Below are 20524 nucleotides of genomic sequence, written 5' to 3'. Positions count from 1 at the left end.
TGCGGACACAATGGACCTGAAGATCGCCGCCCGGATGATTGCCGTCTTCGCACTCGGCGCAGGACTGACCGCCGCAATCGCCACCCTGCGAGACGAAGATGCAACCGATGCCGAATCCCCCGGCATCGGGCGTCCGGGCGGCGAGCTAGCCAACCCAGGTCTTGCCCGCTGCCGCGACCTTGGTATCGCCGCTGCCAATGATGCCGCCTGCCGCAAGGCATGGGCGGAGAACCGTCGCCGCTTCTTCGCAACAGATCGTCCAGGTGTGCCGAAGACTGGCGAGGCGTCTTCGCCATGAACAACACGGGCATCATCGACCGTTTCCTCGAAACCTTCACCGCCTATATCGACAGTGGCTTCGGCCTGCTCGGCGGAGAGGTCGCGTTCCTGACCTCGACGCTGATTGTCATCGATATCGTGCTGGCCGGCCTGTTCTGGGCATGGGGCGCGGATGAGGACGTGCTGCAGCGGCTGGTGAAGAAGACCCTCTATATCGGTTTCTTCGCCTTCATTATCGGCAACTTCAACCGGCTCGCGGGCATCGTCTTCGAAAGCTTTTCCGGGCTTGGTCTCAAGGCTGGTGGCTCCGGCCTGTCAGCCTCGGAACTATTGCAGCCCGGCCGCGTCGCGCAGGTTGGTATCGACGCCGGCAATCCCATCCTTGAGGCCGCCGGCGAGTTGATGGGCTATATCTCCTTTTTCGAAAATTTCGTGCAGATCTTCGTATTGATGATTGCCTGGATCATCGTTCTCGTCGCCTTTTTCATCCTCGCCATCCAGATCTTTGTCACGCTGATCGAGTTCAAGCTGACGACGCTCGCAGGCTTCGTGCTGATCCCCTTTGCGCTGTTCAACAAGACATCCTTCCTCGCCGAAAAGGTGCTCGGAAACATCGTCGCGTCCGGCGTCAAGATTCTCGTGCTGGCCGTCATCGTCGGTATCGGCTCCGGCCTGTTCGATGAGTTCACGTCCGGTTTTTCCGAACAGCCGACCATCACCGAAGCACTATCGCTGGTGCTCGGCGCGCTATCTTTGATGGGCCTGTCGATTTTCGGCCCCGGCATCGCCACGGGCCTCGTCTCTGGTGCACCGCAACTCGGTGCTGGTGCCGCCGTCGGAACCGGCCTCGCGGCGGCTGGTCTTGGAGCTGCCGGATACATGGGTGCAAAGGCCGGACTGGGTGCCGCCGCAAGTGCTGCCGGGGGAGCGGCAAGGGGAGGGGCCGCTGTCGCCGGCGGTGCAGGGACGGCCTATGGCCTTGCTGACGCATCCGTGGGATCGACTGGGACCGGCGGCGGCGCGGCCGGTTTTGCCGGTGTCGTAAAGGCTGGTGCGGGATTTGTCATGAACAGGGGCAGGTCCATGGCGTCCGGTGCTTCCGAAACCATGCGTTCCAGCTATCGCTCCGGACAGGCAGGCGCATGGAAGGCAACCGGCGGCAAAAACGAGGTTGGTGCGGGCATGTCAGAAGCCGCCAACGATCCCCCCTTCAGCGGTGCGCAGTCCGGAAGTAGCGCAGCCGGGTCTTCCTCGGCCCCGCCAGAATGGGCGCAGCACATGAAGCGGAGCAGCACCGCCAATCATGGCGTCAGCACCGCCGCCCATACGGTGCGCTCCGGCGATCAAGGCGGCGGCTCCATGTCCGTCTCTCTCAACCAGGATGACCGCTAATGAACGTCTTCAGGCGACCCTCCGTGCGTTACGCACGCACCCCCGAACCGGAAACCCCTTACCAGAAGGCTGCGCAGCTCTGGGACGAACGTATCGGCTCGGCCCGTGTGCAGGCAAAGAACTGGCGGCTGATGGCGTTCGGCTCCCTCTTTCTCGCCAGCGGCTTCGCATCCGCGCTGATTTGGCAATCAACGCGCGGGACCGTGGTGCCTTGGGTGGTACAGATCGACAGATTCGGCGAGGCACAGACTGTTGCCGCTGCCGTTGCCGACTATCGGCCAACCGATCCACAGATCGCATGGCATCTCGCCCGTTTCATCGAACAGGTGCGCAGCATTCCAGCCGATCCGGTCATCGTGCGGCAGAACTGGCTTCGCGCTTACGAATTCACCACCGATCGCGGTGCGATTGCGCTCAATGACTATGCCCGGGCCAACGACCCGTTCACCAAAGTCGGCAGGAACCAGAGCGCCGTCGAGATATCCAGCGTCATTCGCGCCTCGCCCGACAGTTTCCGCATCGCCTGGACGGAACGGCAGTTCGAGAACGGCCAGCTTTCCGCCACCGAACGTTGGACCGCCATCCTGACCGTCGTGATCCAACCACCGCGCACCACTGAAAAGCTGCGCACCAATCCGCTCGGCGTCTACGTCAATGCAATCAACTGGTCTAAGGAGCTTTCGCAATGAAGGAGGCATACAGGAAAAATGCAATACTGCTGCTGACAACGCTATTGTCAGCATCGGCGCTTGCCGGCTGTGCGAAGAAATACATTCCACCCGAGATCGACTACGACGATGCGGCACCCGCCGTGCTGACCGCCGATCCAGTGGGTCCGGTGAAGGTGGTCGAACTACCCAAACCCTTGCCGCTGCCCGGCCAGTTGAAACCGATCGACCGAGAGAAGGCGAAGGCAGAACCTGCCGACCCGAAGGCAAGGATCACCCAGGCCAACGAGGCTGCCCGCATCCAGCCGGTCCGCGACGGGTTCATCAATGCCGTACAGGTCTATCCTTTCTCGGGCGGCGCTCTCTATCAGGTCTATGCCGCTCCCGGTCAGGTTACGGATATCGCCCTTCAGCCAGGCGAGCAGCTTGTCGGCTCAGGCCCTGTCGCAGCCGGCGATACCGTGCGCTGGATTATCGGAGATACCGAAAGCGGCACGGCGTCGTCAAAACAGGTGCATATTCTGGTGAAGCCAACGCGCGCCGATCTGCAGACCAATCTTGTGATCAATACCGATCGACGGACCTATCATCTGGAACTGCGCTCCACGCCCTCGACCTACATGGCGTCTGTCTCGTGGCAATATCCGCAGGACCAGCTGATCGCGCTGCGACGGCAGAATGCGAGAGCAGCAGAAACGCAGGCCGTCGCGACCGGCATCGACATCTCGAAGCTGAATTTCCGCTACCGCATCGAAGGTGATATTGCGCCCTGGAGGCCGCTGCGGGCCTTCGATGACGGCGCAAAGGTCTATATCGAGTTCCCGTCCGGGATCGGACAGGGAGAAATGCCCCCACTATTTGTCATCGGTCCGTCCGGCAATTCCGAGCTTGTCAATTTCCGTGCCCGCCAGAACTATTATGTTGTCGACCGGTTGTTTGCTGCGGCCGAACTTCGGCTCGGCGACAAGGACAGCGAGAGGCGCGTTCGGATCGTCCGCACGGATGGTCGGACTGCAGCGAAGCGTGCGACGCTGGTCTCCTCGGAGCGGGGGCGATGACAGGAACCCGGAAACCTTCGGACATTGGCCTCAAATCAGAAATGCGCCTTCGGCCGGAGCCCCCTCGTGTCACGCGACTTTCGCGCAAGATGCTCATCGGCCTTAGCGGCGTGGCGAGCATCGCCATTGCGGCCGCGCTGCTCTGGGCGCTCGACACCAATCGGCGCGGCGGCCAGTCCGTGACTGAACTTTATAATACCGACAACACAACACCGGCCGATGGCCTGGCAGGTCTACCGAGAGACTACATCAACAACAACATTCCAAAATTGGGGCCGGCCCTACCAGGCGACCTTGGTCGCGCCATCCTGCGTGCTCAGGAGGAGGGCAGGCCGGTTGTAGCACCGGGTGTTCAAACGCCGCGCGTCGATCCGGAAGAGCAACGACGGCTTGCCGAGATTGAAGCCGCCCGTCTGGCAGCACTCTTCACCGACAGCCGCGGTGAGCGGATGGCCGGGGACCGGACAATCGCATCGGCGACAGTCTCCGGAACAGATCCCGCCCCCGAGCTGTCGTTTCCATCCGAGACGTCGCCGCTGGACGCAGGCTCCGCTCAGAACATGCAGGACCGGAAGCTCGCCTTCGTCAATGATGAGGTCGATCGGCGCACGGTCAGCGCCGACCGCGTGCAGGAGAAGGCGACTCCCTACGTTGTGCAGGCGGGTACGGTCATTCCCGCCGCGCTCATTACCGGCATCAATTCCGATCTGCCCGGCCAGATCACTGCGCAGGTAACCGAGCATGTCTACGATAGCCCGACCGGTTCGCATCTCCTTATCCCACAAGGTACACGCCTGGTCGGTCAATACGACAGTCAGGTTGCCTTCGGGCAAAGCCGCGTGCTGCTCGCTTGGAACCGCATCATCATGCCGGACGGCTCCTCCATTGTCTTGGATCGCCTGCAGGGGGCCGATCCCCAAGGTTTCTCCGGACTAGAGGACGACGTCGATTATCACTGGGGGCTGTTGTTCAAGGCTGCGGCCTTATCGACGTTGCTCGGTGTCGGGACGGAACTCTCAGTCGATGACGAAAGCGACATCGCTCGCGCCATCCGCGAGAGCGCCCAGGACAGCGCCTCCGATATCGGTCAGCAGATCGTTCGTCGGCAACTCAACATCCAGCCAACACTGACGATCCGGCCCGGTCTCCCGGTCCGGATCATCGTTAACCGAGACCTGGCGATGAAACCTTATGGAGCGGCGAACCCCTGACGGGCTCAGCGTCCGGTACAAAAATACTTGCGGCCGTCGTAGCCAACGAAGGTACCGGTGCGCGGGTTAAACGAGCGGTAGCGGTTCTCGCAGTAGTTATACCAACGTGATGACCAGGGTTCAGGCGCGTAGCTCCGCACAGCGACCGGCTGCGCTCGGCGATAGACGGGGCGTGGAGCATAATAGTCGGGTGCCGGGTCGATGTAGACACGTTCCCCGTAGCGCGGTTGCGATGCGATAGCGCCACCGACAATCATCCCTGTTGCCAAACCGAAAGCGCCAAGTGCGACGGCGTCACCACGGTCGTAGTCGTAACCGCCGCGATAGTACCAGTCTCGCCGCCAATCATCTGCCTGGGCTGTTGCTGTCATCATGGGGGTAACCGTCGCAATGGCCACTAGGCCGAAAACGGTTACTTTTACGAGTTTGTTCATTGCTTCAATCCTCTGAACTGTCTGAAAATGGGGGCAATTTCAGATTCATAACCCGTAGGTTGAGGGAGTTGTGTTCCAATTTATTCAGTATTGTTGCACGACGAGAATGAACCCAGGCTCATCACCCTGCCTTCCGTGCATACCCACCGCCGTTGAGACACATTCGTCGGACCGGCAGCTGTTTCCAGCTGCCGGAGTGATATCGTAAGCCGGATTAAGCGGCGAACGAGCTGTCAAAGCTGAACGAGCCGGAGGCGTTGCTGAACGAGAACGTCCCAGCCTTCTGCACGACTTCTGCCGGCAGGGTTGCCGAGAAGGTGCCCGAGCGGCTGCCGAAGGTGTAGCTGCCGCTGACGGCGCCATCGGCGCCAATGGTGACCGTCGAAGCGACAGTCGTGGCGCCGCCGCTGACGAGATCGAGCATGTCGGCATTGATTTCAGTGATGTTGCTCATGTTAGTCTCCTATTGGGTTAGGTTTAAGGGATTGACCGGGATGGTTCTCCCCTCTTCTTTTCGTCACCGGCTGCCTATGGCCTTTAGGGGGTCCAATACCCAGTCGGTGAAGTGCCGGCGATCCGTTATGACATCGCCGATGAGGGTCATACCGGGGGTCAGTGGGCGCTCTTCGCCGTAGGCGGCGATGCTGGTGCGCTCCAGACTGACGGTTACGCGGTAGACGGGATCTTTGAATGCGATGGGAGCCAGAAGCTCACCCTCACGATAGGTGGCGCGGGACACCTGCACGACATGGCCCGACACCACACCGAAGCGCTGGTACGGGAAGGCGTCGACCCTGAGCCGCACTTCCTGCCCCGGCTGGATCAGGCCAGCCGCGCGCGGCGGCACCAGCAGGTTGGCCTCCAGATTGCTGCCGGCCGGTACGAGGGCCGCCAGCGGCGATTGCGCCACGGCCGTCTGCCCCGGCTGCGCCTGCAACGCAGCGACCCGGCCGGCCACCGGCGCGACCATGACGTAGGCACGGTTGACCTGCAGTTGCGCGAGGGATTGCTCCAGCTCGCTGCGAAGGCCTTGCAGCTGCGCCAGCTTGTCGTCCCGTTCGGCCGGCAGGCCCGCCAGTTGCGAGCGGGCGTCGTTGAGGTCGCCCTGCCGCTGCTCTTTCTGCCGCTCCAGCTCGTGGATGACGCTTTCCTGCGCGAAGATCTGCTGCTGTCGGCGCGACAGCTCGAAGCGCGTGCCGCTGCCCTTGATCTGGAGCTGTGCGTAGCGTCCGGCGTCGTCGGTTTGCAGCGCTTGCAGGCGGCGTTCCGATTCCAGACGCTGTTCCTGGCTCGCCAGCTCTCCGCCAAGTCCCTCGACGCGAGCCGACAAGCGCCGCCCCTCCTCGTCGAAGCGAGCTTTTGCCGCCGTGATCTGTGTGTCGATCGACTGGATACGGGCTTGGGTCTCGGAGCGCAGCTTTTCGCCGACCTGACCGTCGGCCCCGGTCGTTTCCAGCGACAGTTCCACCATTGGCTGGCCCTGGGTGACAACGTCTCCTTCATGGACGAGCACCTTGGTCACGATACCGCCCTTGGTGGCGTAGAGCTGCGCCAGACCACCGGTCGGGGCGATGTAGCCCTGCACGGTCTCCTTGCGGGCATAGGTGCCGGTCATGAGATAGGTCGCACCGACGACCACGAAGACACCGAGGATCGCCGTCATGACACCGTGGCTCACCGGCTGTGCGATCATCACCTCGCCGCGGAGCCGGCGGCGATGTTCGATGGCTTCGGTGCGGAACAATGCCTCGCTCATGGCACCACCTGCAGAGGCTGCGACGGCACATCGCGCACCAGCTCACGCACATGGCCGTTCTCCACGGCAAAGACGCGCGCCGCGCCGTCGATGGCTCCAGGACGATGGGCGACCATCACCTGGGTAATGCCGAGCCTGCTCAGCGCCTGCATGACGCGACGCTCTGCAAGGACGTCAAGATTGGCCGTCCCCTCGTCCAGGAACAATATGGAGGGGTTTCGGTAGAGCGCCCGCGCCAGCAGCGCACGCTGTTGCTGGCCACCCGACAGGGTCGATCCGAGATCGCCCACCAGGGTCATGTAGCCCATCGGCATGCGCAGGATTTCGTCGTGAAGACCGACAAGCCCGGCAACCGCTTCGACGCGCGCCAGATCCATGTCGGGATCGAAGAAGGCGATATTGTCGGCGATCGTGCCGGCGAAAAGCTGGTCGTCCTGCATCACCACGCCGATCTGCGCGCGGTAAGCCCGCATCCCCAGAGCGCTGAGCGGCAGACCGTCGACCAGCACCTCGCCCTCGCCCGGCGGATAGAGGCCCATCAGCAGTTTCAGGAGCGTGGATTTGCCACCACCCGAAGGGCCGACGAACACCACGGACTCACCCGGCTTAATCGCCAGCGACACATCCTTCAGCACCCAGGCTTCGCGCTCGGCGTAGCGGAAGGAAAGATTGCGCACATCGAGCGCTCCGGCAAGCGGACGATCCTTGCGTGCCTCGGCGTCCAGATCCGGCTCGGGATCCTGGTGCACGGCATCCGCCAGGCGCTCCAGATGCAGGCCCGTCATCCGGAACTTGAAATATTGATCGACGAGCGACAGGGCGGCCGTGCTGAACTGGCCGCGATAGGACAGGAACGCCAGCAGCATGCCGAGCGTCATCTCTCCGCGGATGATAGCGCCGGCGCCCAGATAGAATACCAGCAGCATCTCCGCTCCCGTCAGGAAGGAGAGGCCGGCCGAACCCTTGAGGCTGACTTTCTGGAGCCGCACATTGTTGTTGATGCTATCGGCATAGGCGTTCTGCCAGACACCGTGGCGCTCAAGCTCTCGGCCGAACAGTTTGAAGGCGCGGGCGCCGCGAATGGTTTCGAGGAAGACGCCGTCCACCTTGGCCTGGTACTGGATGCCCTCATTGGTCAGGCTTCGCAGCCAGGGGAAAGTGCCGAGCCGGATGCAGATGATGAGCGTCAGCGAGACCAGTACCACGCTTGCCAGATATGGCGCATAGATCAGCATCACCGCCAGGGTGACGATGGCCATAAGCCCGTCCAGGGCGCCGGAGACAAGGCCGCCTGTCAGAAGGTCCTGCACCGGCTGCAGGGAGTTGAAGCGGGACAGAATATCGCCGAGACGCCGCTTTTCGAACCACGGCACCGGCAGGCGCAGCGCATGGCGCAACAGGTTGCCGCGCATTTGGAAGGTCAAAAGGGTGCTGAAATGCATCTGCACGTAACCGCGCAACAGCGTCGTGGCGCTCTGGATCAGCAGCAGCAATCCGGCACCGATGACGATCACGTTCAGAAGACTGAGATCGCCCTTGGAGATGGCTTCGTCGACGATCATCTGGTTGACGAGCGGGGACAGCAGGGCGAAGAACTGCAACAGGGCGGAGAGCGTCAGGATCTGCAACAGGCTCGGAATGAAGCCGGCGCTCCTCGACCACAGATCGGCCAGACGCACCCGCTCGACCACCTTGCGTTTGCGGAAGGTGGCAGCCGGCGTCAGCTCCAGCGCCACGCCGGTAAAGTGCCTCGATGCTTCGGCATGAGACAAGCGCCGCTGGCCGCTGGCCGGATCATGCACCTCGATCCGGCTTGGCGTTACCCGGCTTAAGACGACATAGTGCGACATGTCCCAGTGCAGGATGCAGGGCATCTTCAGCTTGCCGATGTCCTCCATCTCCAGCTTCAAGGGCCGGCTGGTAAAGCCGAGATCGTCGGCAACCGAGATGAGGCTCTTCAGCGTCGTGCCCTTCGAGGACACGGCATGGCGTCGCCTGAGTTCGGACAGCGTCACGCGATGGCCGTGATAGCCCGCCACCATCGCCAGGCAGGTAAGCCCGCATTCGGCAGCTTCAGACTGCAGAATTGGCTCGATCCGGGAGCGATTGTGAAGAGCTGTCAGAAGCAACGGACGATCCTATCACGCGCTTGAACGAAGCCGTGCGCGCCTTGGAGTTCAGAACCTGTTTGCTATGAGTAGCACCGGCCGCGCGGCGGCGTGCCGGTACTCACCTCGTTGGTCAACGTCAGAAGCGATCAGTCGTCATGCGGCGTGTCTCAAGGATCTCGCCCCGGCGGGAGACAATTACGAGGAGGCGTTCACCACGGCGGGAGGCTCTCACAAGATACTGCCCGCGTTCCGATCTCACTTCACGGACGCGATAGCCGCGGCTCTCAAGCAAGCTGATGACATCGCGCTGGCCGAATTGCTCGCGGCGTTCCTGCCGTCTTTCCTGCCGGTCACGAGCATGCCGATCCCGATCTTGCCCTCGATAACCAGTATCCTCGTCGTCCAGGTAGCGGGCGGGCGGGTTATCTCTGCGATATCCGTCCTGGGCCAGCACAGGAGAAATTCCTGTCAACAACAATGCGGCCGAAGCCAGCACAAGCAGGTTCTTCTTCATTCTTATCTCCTATCGAGCCGGATTTCTGTGAACTTGGGTGGCCACGAGTGGCCACCTTTTGAAGACGCAAATCCGAGATCATGTTTCATTGGGGCCAATGCCGATATTTGCCTCTCCCACTTATCCCGCCAGCCAAACTGGCGGCCTGTTGGTAAAGACCCAGCGAGCCCGCCAGACAAAACTAGCCGCGCCGATATTGCTGTGTATGTTGTTTTGTTACGAAAGTTTCGCGAGTGTGGCCGTTTAGCGGCAAGGTGACCGGACTGGCTAAGCCTGCCGTCTACCCTGCTTTCTTAGGTAGGCGACATCACTTTTGATTGGGTCCACCAATCACATGCCGCTGGTGACGATCAGTATCCGCCCTAGTGTGTCGACGTCGAAGTCAAACTGGCGCAGGCTTGTTACGTCGCCGTCATGACACCGGCGCCAGCTGGACTGGAACAATCCCGAGAGGACGAGAATGACGATCCCTATTGAACAAATTTCAATCGCCTTTCATTGAGGTGAATGGCGCATCTGCCCTGGCGTCGTTCCATAGGTCGTCCTAAATGCCCTGTTGAAATAGCTGATGTCATTGAACCCCCAGCTCAAGGCAATCTCCGTGACGGACCGCTTCTTGTTGACATCGAGCGCAAAGCTGTCTCTTACGCCCTGCAATCTCGTTCTCAGAATGAGGCCGCCGGGTGAAATGCCGTTTTCCGCGCAGAGCCGCCTGAGGGACCGCGGGGACATTCCGGCCAGGGCCGCCATATCGACCTGACTGAACGAAGGATCCCGCACTTTCTCGATGAGACGATCACGCAACCGCTCAAAAAGGACACGCCTTGGTGAAAGGTCTCCGGTCGACGACAGGACGCCGGTGGCAATAAGATCGAAGGCGGTGCGTTCCATCGGCGAAAGGCTGCCTTCGTCGATCTGGCTTCCACGCGCCGCAAGACTCTGGAGGAAATCCAGCGCGACGGCACCAGCACCCTGGCTTGCGTCGAACGTCCTGGCTGTCAGATTGCCGATGCATGGCATCGTCGAGATCATCCGCTCTCGATCGATCCTCAGCACCAACTGCTTGAATGGCCCGTCGAACCCCAGGGAATAGGGGCGGATGCTTTCGTAAAAGACGAATTCGCCTGGGGCTGTCCACGCCTCTCGCTCATCCTGGGTTACACGTCCGCACCCCGATAGCTGAAAGGCAACCAATACCACCTCCTGCTGGTCGGTCCGAATGTGTCGTAGCGTTCTCTCTGTAAGCTGAGCCGTGGAATCCACCAGGCTCAGGCTATGACTGTGCGGAAAAAACTCCTGGACCGAGCCATAAAAGCCGGCCGCCTCGGATTTGCTTTCGAGGCGTACATAGGTTGACCACAACTGTTCTTTCCAAAGCGAAAGAGCTTCGGATTTCGCAGACATCATTTGGCTTGCTTTCGATTACCCCGTTTAACCTGGGCGTTTTCTCCCAGATTATAACGCAAGAATCGTGCCGCGCACGTCGAATGGCCGTTTCTGACAATAATGGAGGCCAGCCTGTCCAAGTGCGAAGACGTACACTGTGGCACGACTGTTCCCTAAGTTAGAACAGAGGGAACCGACATGCTCACCAAATACAAAGTTGCGGCTGTGCAGGCCGCACCGGAATTTCTCGATATCGAAAAGGGCATCGAGAAGGCGATCGGCCTCATTGAACAGGCCGCTTCAGAGGGGGCGTCGCTCATTGCTTTCCCGGAGGTCTGGCTGCCGGGCTATCCCTGGTGGATCTGGCTCGATTCACCGGCCTGGGGAATGCAGTTTGTCGGCAAATATTTTGCCAATGCCATGGAGATCGGCGATGTCCACTACGAACGGCTGAGGGCTGCGGCGGCAAGACATTCGATCCATGTCGTCATGGGCTTTACGGAGCGGGCAGGTGGCAGTCTTTATCTTGCGCAGGCGCTTTTCAGCGACAGCGGCGAGGTCATCGCCAATCGCCGCAAGCTCAAACCAACCCACGCCGAGCGTACGGTCTTCGGCGAAGGTGATGGCTCGCATATCGCTGTGCATTCGACAAAGCTGGGCCGGCTGGGGGCGCTGTGCTGCGCCGAACACATTCAGCCGCTGTCAAAATATGCAATGTACTCACAAAACGAGCAGATCCATGTGGCAAGCTGGCCAAGCTTCTCCGTCTACCGCGGCGCAGCGTTTCAACTGAGCGCCGAGGCCAACCTCGCCGCCAGCCAGGTCTATGCGCTCGAGGGCCAGTGCTATGTGCTTGCGCCCTGTGCCTTGGTTTCAAAGCCGATGATTGAGATGTTGGTGGACACGCCGGCAAAACAGAACTTGCTGCTTGAAGGTGGTGGCTTCACGATGATTTTCGGGCCGGACGGCTCACCTTTGGCAGACGCTATCCCGGAAACCGATGAGGGGATAATGTATGCGGACATTGACCTCGGCTTCATTGGCGTCGCCAAGGCGGCCTATGATCCCACCGGCCACTATTCCCGTCCCGATGTCCTGCGTCTTCTGTTCAACAAGCGCGAGCAGCCGCGGGTCCAGCCGTTTGATCCGGATCTTGCTGAAATCGAATGACGGTGCCGGTCGGAGCTGGTTCGGAGACGACACTGGCGTTCACGCCTCAAAAGGAGAAAACCATGACGGACAAACCAACTATCATTCTGGTGCACGGCTTCTGGGGCGGGGCCGCGCATTGGGGGAAGGTCATACTCGATCTATCGCGCAAGGGCTATCAATCCATTCACGCCGTCGAGCTGCCATTGACGTCTCTGGCGGAGGATACTGAGCGTACACGCAAGATGGTGACCCAACAGAAAGGCCCCGTCTTGCTGGTGGGCCATTCATACGGCGGTGCGGTCATAACGGAAGTCGGGGATCAGCAAAATGTGGTGGGGCTCGTCTATATCGCTGCCTTCGCGCCCGACGCCGGCGAAAGTCCGGGCGGCATCACCCGGCAGCATCCCCCAGCGGCGATGGCCAATATCGAGCCCGACAGCGACGGCTACCTCTGGCTCAAGGCCGATAAACTCCATGAAAGCTTCTGCCAGGATATGACGCCCGAAGAGGGCCTCGTCATGACGGCCACCCAGAAGGCGCCGCTGGCCGGTACCTTTGGAGACATCGTCACCGCCCCGGCCTGGAAGAAGAAGCCGTCCTGGTATCAAATATCCAGCGATGACCGGATGATTGCGCCCGAAAATCAGGCGGCGATGTCGGCGCGCCTGAATGCCCGGAAGGTCATTACCTTAAAGGCAAGTCACGCGTCGCTTATGTCGAAGTCTGTCGAGGTCGCGGGCCTTATCGATGAGGCGGCGGTTGAGTTGGCTCAATAAGAGCAACGAGTTTTCGCGAGAACCATGACCCTACGTCGAAGCCAATTGCTTACACCGTCGTCGTGCGGGGTATGTCAGGACTGGCCATTATTTTCGCTCGGATGTTGTCCGTGTGCCGTTCAACCGGCGTGAACAACAAGACGTCCGTCCCTTCGAGCCGGGCAACTTAGAAATCGAACAATGCGATGGCTCCGGATTGGTTGACACAAAGCCTTTAATCCGAGTTCGCTTCCCCAGAACGGAGAAAGCAGATGGATATTTCAAGACGACAAATACTTGGGGCATCTGCTGCCGCCCTTTATCTTTCTCGTCTAGCACAGGATGTGCACGCCGCGGACGCAGCGCAATCCGCATCCCGACATGCTTTGCCGGGAAGTCGCCTGACGGAGGAGTTCAAGGTTGCCGCAGTGCAGGCAGAAGCCGTCTACCTTGATCTCAAAGGCGGCATCGACAAGACGATCCGCTTGATTGGAGAAGCTGCGAGTGCCGGAGCCAAACTTGTTGCCTTCCCGGAGCTATGGCTGCCCGGGTACCCGTTCGGTCATGAATCCGAGAAATGGAAGAAGGCCTATTTGAAGCAATACGTTGCCAACTCGCTTCAGATAGGCAGCGACGAATGGCAATTACTTTTGGAGGCTGCCGCACGCGAGAAAATTTTCGTGTCGCTTGGGTATAGCGAATTGGACGGCGATTACCTCTATATGGGGCAGGCATTGATCGGGCCAGATGGCAAGCCAGTACAACTCCGTCGCAAGCTTCGTCCATCTGGCAGCGAAAGAACTGTATGGAGCGATAGCGATGCATCTGGCCTGAAGGTCTACGAGACGGAAATCGGTCGCGTCGGCTCGCTGAGTTGCTGGGAGCATATGCACCCGCAAATGACTTATATCCTTCAGTCACAGATGGAACACATTCATATCGGTGCTTGGCCCATATTACCGGAAGCTGACGGGTTCAATTGGGCAGGTCCTGCAGTCAATCTTGCCGCAGCGCGCTATTATGCAACAATAACCGGTGCCATCACAATCGTGCCCTGCGGTGTCGTTGGCGATGAAGCATATTCGAAATTTCAAGAAATCCCTGCTAGCAGATGGGTCCCCAAGGGAGGAGGGCACGCCAGAATATTTGGAGGCAACGGGGCCGAAATTGGAAACATCTTGCCTCCAGATAAGGAAGGGCTCGTAATTGCCACCGTCGATCCCAAAACGTTTTCGCTGAAGACAGAGGATCCCGATGGCGAATTTTCCTTCGGAGTTCTGCAGTTCATCCTTGATAATTATCCTGGGCAGCGTGTTCCCGACAAGGAGCATGGCAACAGAAACCTGGTGCTGATAGACACGTTCTGAAGACGATGTCCAACCTTGCTCAGTAGCATTGACCCTGTCACTGAACTTTCATCCAGCGGCGACGAGAGTCCCGGCGATTACTCGCGCTGTAGTCTAACTTCGGATAAAGTGCTGTGCCAGGCAAACGCTTTGGCCGGTGGGAACGCGTTGCACTTTGACCAACCAACACCGGGACCTCCGCGAAACAATGTCTTCCAACCGACCGGGAAACCCACGCACTCCTGTTTATGAGCCGATCATACCGCATCCGAGCGAATTTTTCGTTTGGCGCAACGATGATTATCCCATGTCGTGGAGTGTCTGGAACGCCCATCCAGAATGTGAAATTCATCTGATCTGTCGTGGCGAGGGAACCTGCCATATCGGCGATCACATCGGCGGTTTTCGCGAGAGTGATCTGTTTCTTGTAGGCCGTGACCTGCCGCACAACTGGGTGACGCCGTTGGATGGGGGCGACGTGGTGAAGGGTCGCGATACAGTCATTCAGTTTGACGAAGATCGGCTTGCCAAGGCCGAGGCTTTCATTCCTGAGCTGGCCAGGCTCTCAGTGCTTTTACGAGATGCTCGCAGAGGGATCATGTTTCAAGGGGAAACTCGGCACAAGGGTGGCGAACTCGTCAGAGAGATTGGAGGGGCCACCGGAGTTAAGCGGTTTGCCAAGTTTTTGGAACTCCTGCACATGCTCTCGTCAAGTAGTGAGCGCGTGCTCCTGTCGTCGGAGGGGTTTTCTCCGAGTGCCAATGCCGTTGCCAATCGAATAGTCAGTGGGGTCCTTCAGCATATCAATGCGAACGTCAACAACGACATCCGCCTGGCGGACTGCGCCGCACTTGCGGGTATGACCGAAAGCTCGTTTTCCCGCTTCTTCAAGAAGCACACCGGCAATACCTTCATCCGGTATCTGAGCGAGCTTCGGATGGCGAAAGCATGTGAACTTCTCGCACATACCGACCTGCCGGTGACCCAAGTCTGCGACCGGGTCGGATATGACAACTTGTCGAATTTTAATAGAACGTTCCGGCTTTTGCGCGGAATGCCGCCACGAAACTATCGTCAATTAGAAAAGCAGAGAAGGTAACTTATTGTCCCTATATTCTCAAAATCAGGGATTATGAGCGCAAAATCTGATAAAATTTCATCGGTTTTGCGCATGTTGAACGCTAGTTGATTTTCCCCATTTCCTTATCTTTCCACTAGGAAATGAGGGAGGATGTGAGATGGTTTACAATGTAGCGGTCGATAGCAACGCTCTCTACGGGCGCGCACAGACCTCTGAAATCGCCGGTCACCTTAAGAGCGCCACCATCTTTCCAACGAATGTCTTCGGGTGTCATGATACCGCGGGATTCGATGTGGTGTTGCGACGGCAATCCCAGCTGATAGTCATTGATCTCCCCAGCTCGGATCCAGACGGTACCCCTTCACAACGCTGGACGGATCTTGCTGAACATTTCAACTCAATCTGCCTGGGCCTGATCCTTGAGGCGGATGCAGGTACTGATGTCGCAGCAGGCATCATCGCTGATGGGATCACAGGTGGTGCATTACCCGCTGCGATCGCTGTCATGGGATATGATCCATCATTCGCAATATTGTTCGAATGCGCGGCACGACGCGTAGGCGATCCGGCCAATCGGTCGGTCACATCATCGGCATTTGGCTGCATTCCGTTCGAATGGCCAGTCGTTGCCTTCTTTCTGATGCCGGACGATCCGCAGTTACTGGATTGCGCAAGAGCATGCCGTTCGTTGGAGAACATCGGCGTCCCGGCGCAGGTGCAGATTGTAGCGGCGGGCAGCGAAGCCGGGGGACGAAACATAGTTTTCGCCGGTGAGCGCGACCGCTTCTTTCGAGAGCATCTGGTCTCCCATTTCCCGAAAATGTTCTAGCGGCTGACCGCATCTGACTTTGCAATTCATCATGACACACAGGGAGGAAAAAATGTCATCACAACGACTAGCCGGTAAATGTGCGATGATCACCGGGGCTGCCCGCGGTATCGGTTTGGCCTTTGCCAAGGCATATGTCGCCCAAGGGGCCAGGGTCGCCATCTGCGATATCGATATGGCACGCGCCGAAGAGGCCGCGAGGGACGTCGGCCGTGAAGCAATAGCGATCAAGCTCGATGTCACACAGAAAGATAGCATTGAGGCTGCGGTCAACGGCGTTGTCGAAACGCTCGGGCGCATCGATATTCTCATCAATAACGCCGCGTTGTTTACGGCCGCACCGTTGGTGGAGATATCGGAGGCCGATTATCGTCGCGTGTTCGATGTCAATGTCTACGGGCCGCTGTTCACAATGCAGGCTGTCGCAAAGCATATGATCAGTCGGGGCAAAGGCGGCAAGATCATCAACATGGCCTCTCAGGCCGGTCGCCGTGGCGAGCCGCTGGTCGCCGTCTATTGTGCGACAAAGGCTGCTGTGATCAGTTTGACTCAATCTGCCGGTCTCAATCTGATCGAGCATGGCATCAACGTGAATGCGATTGCTCCCGGTGTCGTCGACGGCGAGCACTGGGACGGCGTCGATGCTTTCTTTGCCAAGTACGAAGGCAAGGCACCAGGACAGAAGAAAAAAGAGGTCGGGGAAGCCGTTCCCTACGGTCGAATGGGCACGGCCGACGATCTTGTCGGCATGGCGGTCTTTCTCGCTTCGAATGAATCCGACTACGTGGTGTCGCAATGCTACAATGTCGACGGCGGACAGTGGATGAGCTGATGGATCTCTATCTCAAAGACAAAGTCGCGGTCATTACCGGCGGCTCGAAGGGTATTGGCCTTGGGCTGGCGCGAGCCTTTGCTCGGGAAGGCTGCCACGTCGTTATCACCGCGCGCACGGCGGCGGAGGTCGAAAATGCGGCTGAAGCAATCGCCAGCGAGTTTGGCGTGATTGCTCACGCCGTTGCATCGGACGTCTCGTCGGCCGATGGTTGCCAGGCGATCATTGAGGCTGCGGCCGCACTTGGCGGCGCGGACATCTTCGTCTCCAATGCCGGCACGGGATCCAACGAAACCGTGGCTGAAGCGCCTGACGAGAAGTGGTATTCCTACTGGGATCTCCACGTCATGGCGGCGGTGCGCCTCAGCCGGGGTCTGGCCGACCAGATGGAAGCCAAGGGCGGCGGCGTTATGCTGATGAACGCATCTATCTGCGCGGTGCAGCCGCTCTGGTATGAACCGATCTATAACGTCACGAAGGCGGCTTTGCTGATGTTCGGTAAATGCCTGTCGGTGGAGATGATCAAACGCAATATCCGCGTTAACACCGTCAATCCCGGATTGATCCGCACACCGGACTGGGAAAAAACAGCCCGGGAATTGGCAGGAGATGGCTGGGAGGATTATCTGCAGAAGGTTGCGGATGACAATGCGGATATCCGCCGCTTCGGGTCGATTGAGGAGCTTGCGGATTTCTGCGTCTTCCTCTGCTCGCCTCGCGCGTCTTACAGTGTTGGTTCCGCCTATCATGTTGATGGCGGGATGCTAAAAACTGTTTGAATACTCCCTGAGCGGGATTTCGACTTGGTGCGCGTCCCGTTCGTATCTGTGGCAGCCAGAGAGACATACCAAATGTCTGATGCAGATCAAGTGTATGGCTTTTGAAGCCATACACTCACTTCGAAAACTACATGTTTGACGCAGGTGGTTCTTGCCAGCCGATAGAGCGGCCGAGATCGGTGGTGTGGCATCCGGCAAGGGACAGCGAGGCGACAAATAGCAACGCGAAGCGGATCATAGTCATTCCTTTTTTGATGGCGGTATCTCTGCCCGAAGGCGATGAAGAACAATTCATGCCGGCGATGAAAACTGCCACGGTAAAACCATTGAAGATATCGAGTTTGTTTTGAAGAACACGTTCAGCTAATTTGATAGGCATGGATTCGCTGACGATCGATCAATTGCTGGTTTTCACGACGGCCGTCGACGCCGGCAGTTTCTCCGGTGCTGCTCGTAGGCTCAATCGTGCACAGTCTGCGATCACCTATTCGATACAAAAGCTGGAGGACCAGATTGGCACGCCGCTGTTTGATCGAAACGATTATCGTCCAACGTTGACCGCATCCGGCAAGGCGCTTTTACCGAGAGCGCGGCGGATATTGGCGGACGTCAACGAGTTTCGCGGCCAAGCCAAGGCCATGGTTCGTGGGTTGGAGGCTGAGGTGCGCCTTGGACTTTCTGAACTGCTGCCCGTTGCCCAGCTTGCTCCATATTTGAAGACATTCCGTGCGCGGTTTCCCACAGTCGCGCTGCGGATTGTCCGGGAATCCTTTGGACTGTCCGAGATGCTGATCGAAGGAACGCTGGATATTGCGTTGCTTGTTGATCTCGAATTGCCAAATGTCCTTGATAGAACACATCATTCGACCGTCGATCTTGTTGCCGTTGCAACTCCCGATCATCCGCTTGCTCAGACGTCGAGACCGGTCACAAGTGACATGCTTCGCGAGGAATTGCAGATCGTATTGACGGATCCGCGCCAACACTCGATGTCCCCAGAATACGGGGTTGCGGCGCTCGACAGTTGGCGGGTCACCGACCTGACGACCAAGCACACTCTCCTGCGTGAGGGGCTGGGGTGGGGCAGCATGCCCGAGCCACTGGTATCTGCGGATATTGCAGCGGGACGACTGGTCTTGCTGCAGGTCGAGCGCTGGGACGGGAGCGATCATTTGCCTCGCTTCGACATTGTCGCCGCCCATTATCGACAACGCCCGCCGGGTCCCGCCGGTGCCGAACTGCTTGCAGCGTTAGGTGAGGGCGCTTCGGGGCCAGCTTAATCGGCGTCTCACCTGTAGGTCAGACGCGGCAGGTCAGGCTTTGAGAAACAGACTGAAGGGTTCATCTCCATCGAATTATCCGATGGTCATCATCAATACTATGCCGATTTTTTTGTTTGGTATCTCTTTGTAGTCTTCCGACACCGTTCCTCACCCGCGGAGACCACAATGTCGACCCTTCAAATGAAAGATCATTCACAACCGGTCCTTTCCCCTGCGGGCAAGCCGCTACGCATCGGTATCTGGCTGGCCCAGATCGTTGCGGCCGGACTGTTCTGCATGTCCGGTGTGATGAAGCTGACCACGCCCATTCCCGAACTCTCGGCCATGATGCCCTGGACCGGTGAACTGTCACCGGTCTTCGTGCGAGCGATCGGCCTCATCGATCTCGCGGGCGGCTTCGGTCTGATCTTGCCGTCCCTGACGCGCATCCTGCCGCGTCTGACCGTGATCGCCGCCCTGTGCTGCATTGTGCTTCAGATTCTTGCCGCCGGCTTTCACAGCTATCGCGGAGAGTTCGCGGTTCTTCCGTTGAATGCACTGCTGCTTGGCCTTGTGATCTTCATCTACTGGGGACGTTCGAAGAAAGCGCCGATCGCGTCTCGGAGCTGAGGGCCACCGACCGCCGTTATCACATCTCAGGAGCGTTCCATGATTTCGACAGAGAACTCGCAAATGGCCGAGGCAATACGCGACGATATTGCTGCATGTGCGCCAATCAGCATAGGTGGCGTCACCCTCGTGGTCCGGGATCTGGATCGCATGACCCGCTTCTATCGCGAGGTCGTGGGCTTGGAGTCGATCGTTCAGGAGAGAGCCACGCTCCACCTCGGTGTCGATGGTCGCATCCTCATCTCGCTGCGACAGGATCCCGACGCGTTGCCCAATTCACCGCGCAGCGCCGGGCTCTACCACATCGCATTCCTGCTTCCCTCGCGCGACGATCTCGGTGCCTGGACGCGTCATGTGCTCCGGTTGCGGATCCGCTTGACCGGGGCATCGGATCATCTTGTCAGTGAAGCCATCTATCTGACAGATCCTGAAGGCAACGGCGTTGAGATCTACGCCGACCGGCCAAGCTCGACATGGACACGGATCCAGCAAGTCATCCAGATGGGTGCAGGTCCCCTCGATCTGGGCGAATTGTCACGATCGACGACATCCGTCTGGAATGGCATGCCGGCGGGCTCCACGGTTGGCCATGTTCATCTGCAAGTCGGCGATGTCGATTCTGCTGATGCCTTCTATGGGAAGCTTCTTGGCTTCAAGATCAACGCCGCAGCACCGACCGTCAGCTTCTACAGTACCGGTGGTTATCATCACCAGCTTGCGGGCAACATCTGGCAGAGCGCCGGAGCCGGCATACGCCGTGAGGGTACGACGGGGCTTGCCGAGGTGGAGCTCCTCCTGCGCGATTCCGAAACGCTGGCATTGGTCATCTCGCACCTGACGGATGCCGGCAGACCGCCGCAGGACGAGGAGGGGCGCCTGGTCATCTTCGATCCCTGGAATGTCCGGTTCCGCCTGACCTCCGTCGCTGCGCCTCCGGTGACGCGATGAAACTGATCTTCCCGGTGGCGATTTCGCCCCTTCTGCCGCTGGCGCGCTCGCCTGGCGAGGTCTGATCCATGTGGACCCTCCTCGAAACGGCCCGCCGCAGA

General features: G+C 59.1%; 22 protein-coding genes. 15 read left to right on the top strand and 7 right to left on the bottom strand.

The window, feature by feature from the left end:
• Positions 1–10 precede the first annotated feature (10 nt).
• Genes trbK-alt through OK142_RS22655 form a run of 5 tightly spaced genes read left to right on the top strand, consistent with a single transcriptional unit; the run spans position 11 to position 4608 of the window.
• The gene (gene trbK-alt / locus OK142_RS22675; RefSeq protein WP_498685339.1) at positions 11–298 is read left to right on the top strand and encodes a putative entry exclusion protein TrbK-alt; all 288 of its coding nucleotides are present in this window, start codon (positions 11–13) and stop codon (positions 296–298) included.
• A complete protein-coding gene (gene trbL, locus OK142_RS22670) occupies positions 295–1671 on the top strand; it encodes a P-type conjugative transfer protein TrbL (protein ID WP_498685337.1) in 1377 nt (458 codons plus the stop codon). Before trbK-alt ends, trbL begins: the two co-directional genes overlap by 4 nt.
• Positions 1671–2360 (top strand): conjugal transfer protein TrbF, encoded by a 690-nt coding sequence (trbF, locus tag OK142_RS22665; RefSeq protein ID WP_498685335.1) that lies wholly within the window; start codon positions 1671–1673, stop codon positions 2358–2360. The genes trbL and trbF overlap by 1 nt, the downstream gene beginning before the upstream one ends.
• Positions 2357–3397: a P-type conjugative transfer protein TrbG gene (trbG, locus tag OK142_RS22660; RefSeq protein WP_498685333.1), complete on the top strand. Its 1041-nt coding sequence runs from the start codon at positions 2357–2359 to the stop codon at positions 3395–3397. The genes trbF and trbG overlap by 4 nt, the downstream gene beginning before the upstream one ends.
• Positions 3394–4608 carry a TraB/TrbI/VirB10 family type IV secretion system protein gene (locus tag OK142_RS22655; protein WP_498685330.1) on the top strand — a complete coding sequence of 405 codons (1215 nt, stop codon included), beginning with the start codon at positions 3394–3396 and terminating at the stop codon, positions 4606–4608. The genes trbG and OK142_RS22655 overlap by 4 nt, the downstream gene beginning before the upstream one ends.
• 5 nt (positions 4609–4613) lie before the next feature.
• On the opposite strand, the gene OK142_RS22650 is transcribed toward OK142_RS22655, so the two are convergent.
• From OK142_RS22650 to OK142_RS22625, 6 genes are all read right to left on the bottom strand, one after another.
• A complete protein-coding gene (locus OK142_RS22650; RefSeq protein ID WP_498685327.1) occupies positions 4614–5042 on the bottom strand; it encodes a BA14K family protein in 429 nt (142 codons plus the stop codon).
• A gap of 214 nt (positions 5043–5256) precedes the next feature.
• The gene (locus OK142_RS22645) at positions 5257–5496 is read right to left on the bottom strand and encodes a flagellar hook protein (protein WP_498685326.1); all 240 of its coding nucleotides are present in this window, start codon (positions 5494–5496) and stop codon (positions 5257–5259) included.
• A gap of 63 nt (positions 5497–5559) precedes the next feature.
• Positions 5560–6798, bottom strand: a complete 1239-nt coding sequence (locus OK142_RS22640) for an HlyD family secretion protein (protein WP_498685325.1) — start codon at positions 6796–6798, stop codon at positions 5560–5562.
• On the bottom strand, positions 6795–8927 hold the full coding sequence (locus tag OK142_RS22635) for a peptidase domain-containing ABC transporter (RefSeq protein WP_498685322.1): 2133 nt from the start codon (positions 8925–8927) through the stop codon (positions 6795–6797). Before OK142_RS22635 ends, OK142_RS22640 begins: the two co-directional genes overlap by 4 nt.
• A gap of 118 nt (positions 8928–9045) precedes the next feature.
• Positions 9046–9423: a hypothetical protein gene (locus tag OK142_RS22630; protein ID WP_498685320.1), complete on the bottom strand. Its 378-nt coding sequence runs from the start codon at positions 9421–9423 to the stop codon at positions 9046–9048.
• Positions 9424–9918: 495 nt separating this feature from the next.
• Positions 9919–10830 carry an AraC-like ligand-binding domain-containing protein gene (locus tag OK142_RS22625; RefSeq protein ID WP_498685319.1) on the bottom strand — a complete coding sequence of 304 codons (912 nt, stop codon included), beginning with the start codon at positions 10828–10830 and terminating at the stop codon, positions 9919–9921.
• A gap of 177 nt (positions 10831–11007) precedes the next feature.
• Between OK142_RS22625 and OK142_RS22620 the strand changes: the two genes are divergently transcribed.
• From OK142_RS22620 to OK142_RS22590, 7 genes are all read left to right on the top strand, one after another.
• Entirely contained in the window at positions 11008–11979 is a 972-nt protein-coding gene (locus OK142_RS22620; protein ID WP_498685317.1) for a carbon-nitrogen hydrolase family protein, read from the top strand.
• Positions 11980–12041: 62 nt separating this feature from the next.
• Positions 12042–12737 (top strand): alpha/beta hydrolase, encoded by a 696-nt coding sequence (locus tag OK142_RS22615; protein WP_498685315.1) that lies wholly within the window; start codon positions 12042–12044, stop codon positions 12735–12737.
• A 251-nt stretch (positions 12738–12988) separates the two neighbouring features.
• The gene (locus OK142_RS22610; protein ID WP_498685314.1) at positions 12989–14083 is read left to right on the top strand and encodes a nitrilase-related carbon-nitrogen hydrolase; all 1095 of its coding nucleotides are present in this window, start codon (positions 12989–12991) and stop codon (positions 14081–14083) included.
• 187 nt (positions 14084–14270) lie between these two features.
• Entirely contained in the window at positions 14271–15161 is an 891-nt protein-coding gene (locus OK142_RS22605) for an AraC family transcriptional regulator (RefSeq protein WP_498685313.1), read from the top strand.
• Positions 15162–15300: 139 nt separating this feature from the next.
• Positions 15301–15972 carry a hypothetical protein gene (locus tag OK142_RS22600; RefSeq protein ID WP_498685312.1) on the top strand — a complete coding sequence of 224 codons (672 nt, stop codon included), beginning with the start codon at positions 15301–15303 and terminating at the stop codon, positions 15970–15972.
• 52 nt (positions 15973–16024) lie between these two features.
• A complete protein-coding gene (locus OK142_RS22595) occupies positions 16025–16804 on the top strand; it encodes an L-iditol 2-dehydrogenase (protein WP_498685446.1) in 780 nt (259 codons plus the stop codon).
• Complete coding sequence (locus OK142_RS22590; protein WP_498685310.1) at positions 16804–17583, top strand: SDR family NAD(P)-dependent oxidoreductase; 780 nt, start codon at positions 16804–16806, stop codon at positions 17581–17583. Before OK142_RS22595 ends, OK142_RS22590 begins: the two co-directional genes overlap by 1 nt.
• 127 nt (positions 17584–17710) lie before the next feature.
• Here the strand turns inward: OK142_RS22590 and OK142_RS22585 are convergent, their stop codons facing one another.
• Positions 17711–17962: a hypothetical protein gene (locus tag OK142_RS22585; protein ID WP_498685309.1), complete on the bottom strand. Its 252-nt coding sequence runs from the start codon at positions 17960–17962 to the stop codon at positions 17711–17713.
• Between OK142_RS22585 and OK142_RS22580 the strand changes: the two genes are divergently transcribed.
• The 3 genes from OK142_RS22580 (at position 17961) to OK142_RS22570 (ending at position 20423) form a co-directional block, all read left to right on the top strand.
• Positions 17961–18863, top strand: coding sequence for a LysR family transcriptional regulator (locus OK142_RS22580; protein WP_498685307.1), 903 nt, complete (start codon positions 17961–17963; stop codon positions 18861–18863). The two genes, OK142_RS22585 and OK142_RS22580, sit on opposite strands and share 2 nt — an antisense overlap.
• A 168-nt stretch (positions 18864–19031) precedes the next feature.
• A complete protein-coding gene (locus OK142_RS22575) occupies positions 19032–19475 on the top strand; it encodes a DoxX family protein (protein ID WP_498685305.1) in 444 nt (147 codons plus the stop codon).
• A gap of 39 nt (positions 19476–19514) precedes the next feature.
• A complete protein-coding gene (locus OK142_RS22570; protein WP_498685302.1) occupies positions 19515–20423 on the top strand; it encodes a VOC family protein in 909 nt (302 codons plus the stop codon).
• Positions 20424–20524: the final 101 nt, after the last annotated feature.

It is taken from the genome of Agrobacterium sp. BT-220-3 (genome assembly GCF_025910175.1).
Lineage (GTDB): Bacteria > Pseudomonadota > Alphaproteobacteria > Rhizobiales > Rhizobiaceae > Agrobacterium > Agrobacterium oryzihabitans.
The sequence above is the reverse complement of the archived record's forward strand: the minus strand, read 5'-3'. Positions and strand labels throughout refer to the sequence as shown.

Excerpts from the sequence above, each read along its gene's own strand:
- trbK-alt (WP_498685339.1), top strand. The coding sequence starts at position 11 with ATGGACCTGAAGATCGCCGCCCGGATGATTGCCGTCTTCGCACTCGGC.
- trbL (WP_498685337.1), top strand. The coding sequence starts at position 295 with ATGAACAACACGGGCATCATCGACCGTTTCCTCGAAACCTTCACCGCC.
- trbF (WP_498685335.1), top strand. The coding sequence starts at position 1,671 with ATGAACGTCTTCAGGCGACCCTCCGTGCGTTACGCACGCACCCCCGAA.
- trbG (WP_498685333.1), top strand. The coding sequence starts at position 2,357 with ATGAAGGAGGCATACAGGAAAAATGCAATACTGCTGCTGACAACGCTA.
- OK142_RS22655 (WP_498685330.1), top strand. The coding sequence starts at position 3,394 with ATGACAGGAACCCGGAAACCTTCGGACATTGGCCTCAAATCAGAAATG.
- OK142_RS22650 (WP_498685327.1), bottom strand. The coding sequence starts at position 5,042 with ATGAACAAACTCGTAAAAGTAACCGTTTTCGGCCTAGTGGCCATTGCG.
- OK142_RS22645 (WP_498685326.1), bottom strand. The coding sequence starts at position 5,496 with ATGAGCAACATCACTGAAATCAATGCCGACATGCTCGATCTCGTCAGC.
- OK142_RS22640 (WP_498685325.1), bottom strand. The coding sequence starts at position 6,798 with ATGAGCGAGGCATTGTTCCGCACCGAAGCCATCGAACATCGCCGCCGG.
- OK142_RS22630 (WP_498685320.1), bottom strand. The coding sequence starts at position 9,423 with ATGAAGAAGAACCTGCTTGTGCTGGCTTCGGCCGCATTGTTGTTGACA.
- OK142_RS22625 (WP_498685319.1), bottom strand. The coding sequence starts at position 10,830 with ATGATGTCTGCGAAATCCGAAGCTCTTTCGCTTTGGAAAGAACAGTTG.
- OK142_RS22620 (WP_498685317.1), top strand. The coding sequence starts at position 11,008 with ATGCTCACCAAATACAAAGTTGCGGCTGTGCAGGCCGCACCGGAATTT.
- OK142_RS22615 (WP_498685315.1), top strand. The coding sequence starts at position 12,042 with ATGACGGACAAACCAACTATCATTCTGGTGCACGGCTTCTGGGGCGGG.
- OK142_RS22610 (WP_498685314.1), top strand. The coding sequence starts at position 12,989 with ATGGATATTTCAAGACGACAAATACTTGGGGCATCTGCTGCCGCCCTT.
- OK142_RS22605 (WP_498685313.1), top strand. The coding sequence starts at position 14,271 with ATGTCTTCCAACCGACCGGGAAACCCACGCACTCCTGTTTATGAGCCG.
- OK142_RS22600 (WP_498685312.1), top strand. The coding sequence starts at position 15,301 with ATGGTTTACAATGTAGCGGTCGATAGCAACGCTCTCTACGGGCGCGCA.
- OK142_RS22595 (WP_498685446.1), top strand. The coding sequence starts at position 16,025 with ATGTCATCACAACGACTAGCCGGTAAATGTGCGATGATCACCGGGGCT.
- OK142_RS22590 (WP_498685310.1), top strand. The coding sequence starts at position 16,804 with ATGGATCTCTATCTCAAAGACAAAGTCGCGGTCATTACCGGCGGCTCG.
- OK142_RS22580 (WP_498685307.1), top strand. The coding sequence starts at position 17,961 with ATGGATTCGCTGACGATCGATCAATTGCTGGTTTTCACGACGGCCGTC.
- OK142_RS22585 (WP_498685309.1), bottom strand. The coding sequence starts at position 17,962 with ATGCCTATCAAATTAGCTGAACGTGTTCTTCAAAACAAACTCGATATC.
- OK142_RS22575 (WP_498685305.1), top strand. The coding sequence starts at position 19,032 with ATGTCGACCCTTCAAATGAAAGATCATTCACAACCGGTCCTTTCCCCT.
- OK142_RS22570 (WP_498685302.1), top strand. The coding sequence starts at position 19,515 with ATGATTTCGACAGAGAACTCGCAAATGGCCGAGGCAATACGCGACGAT.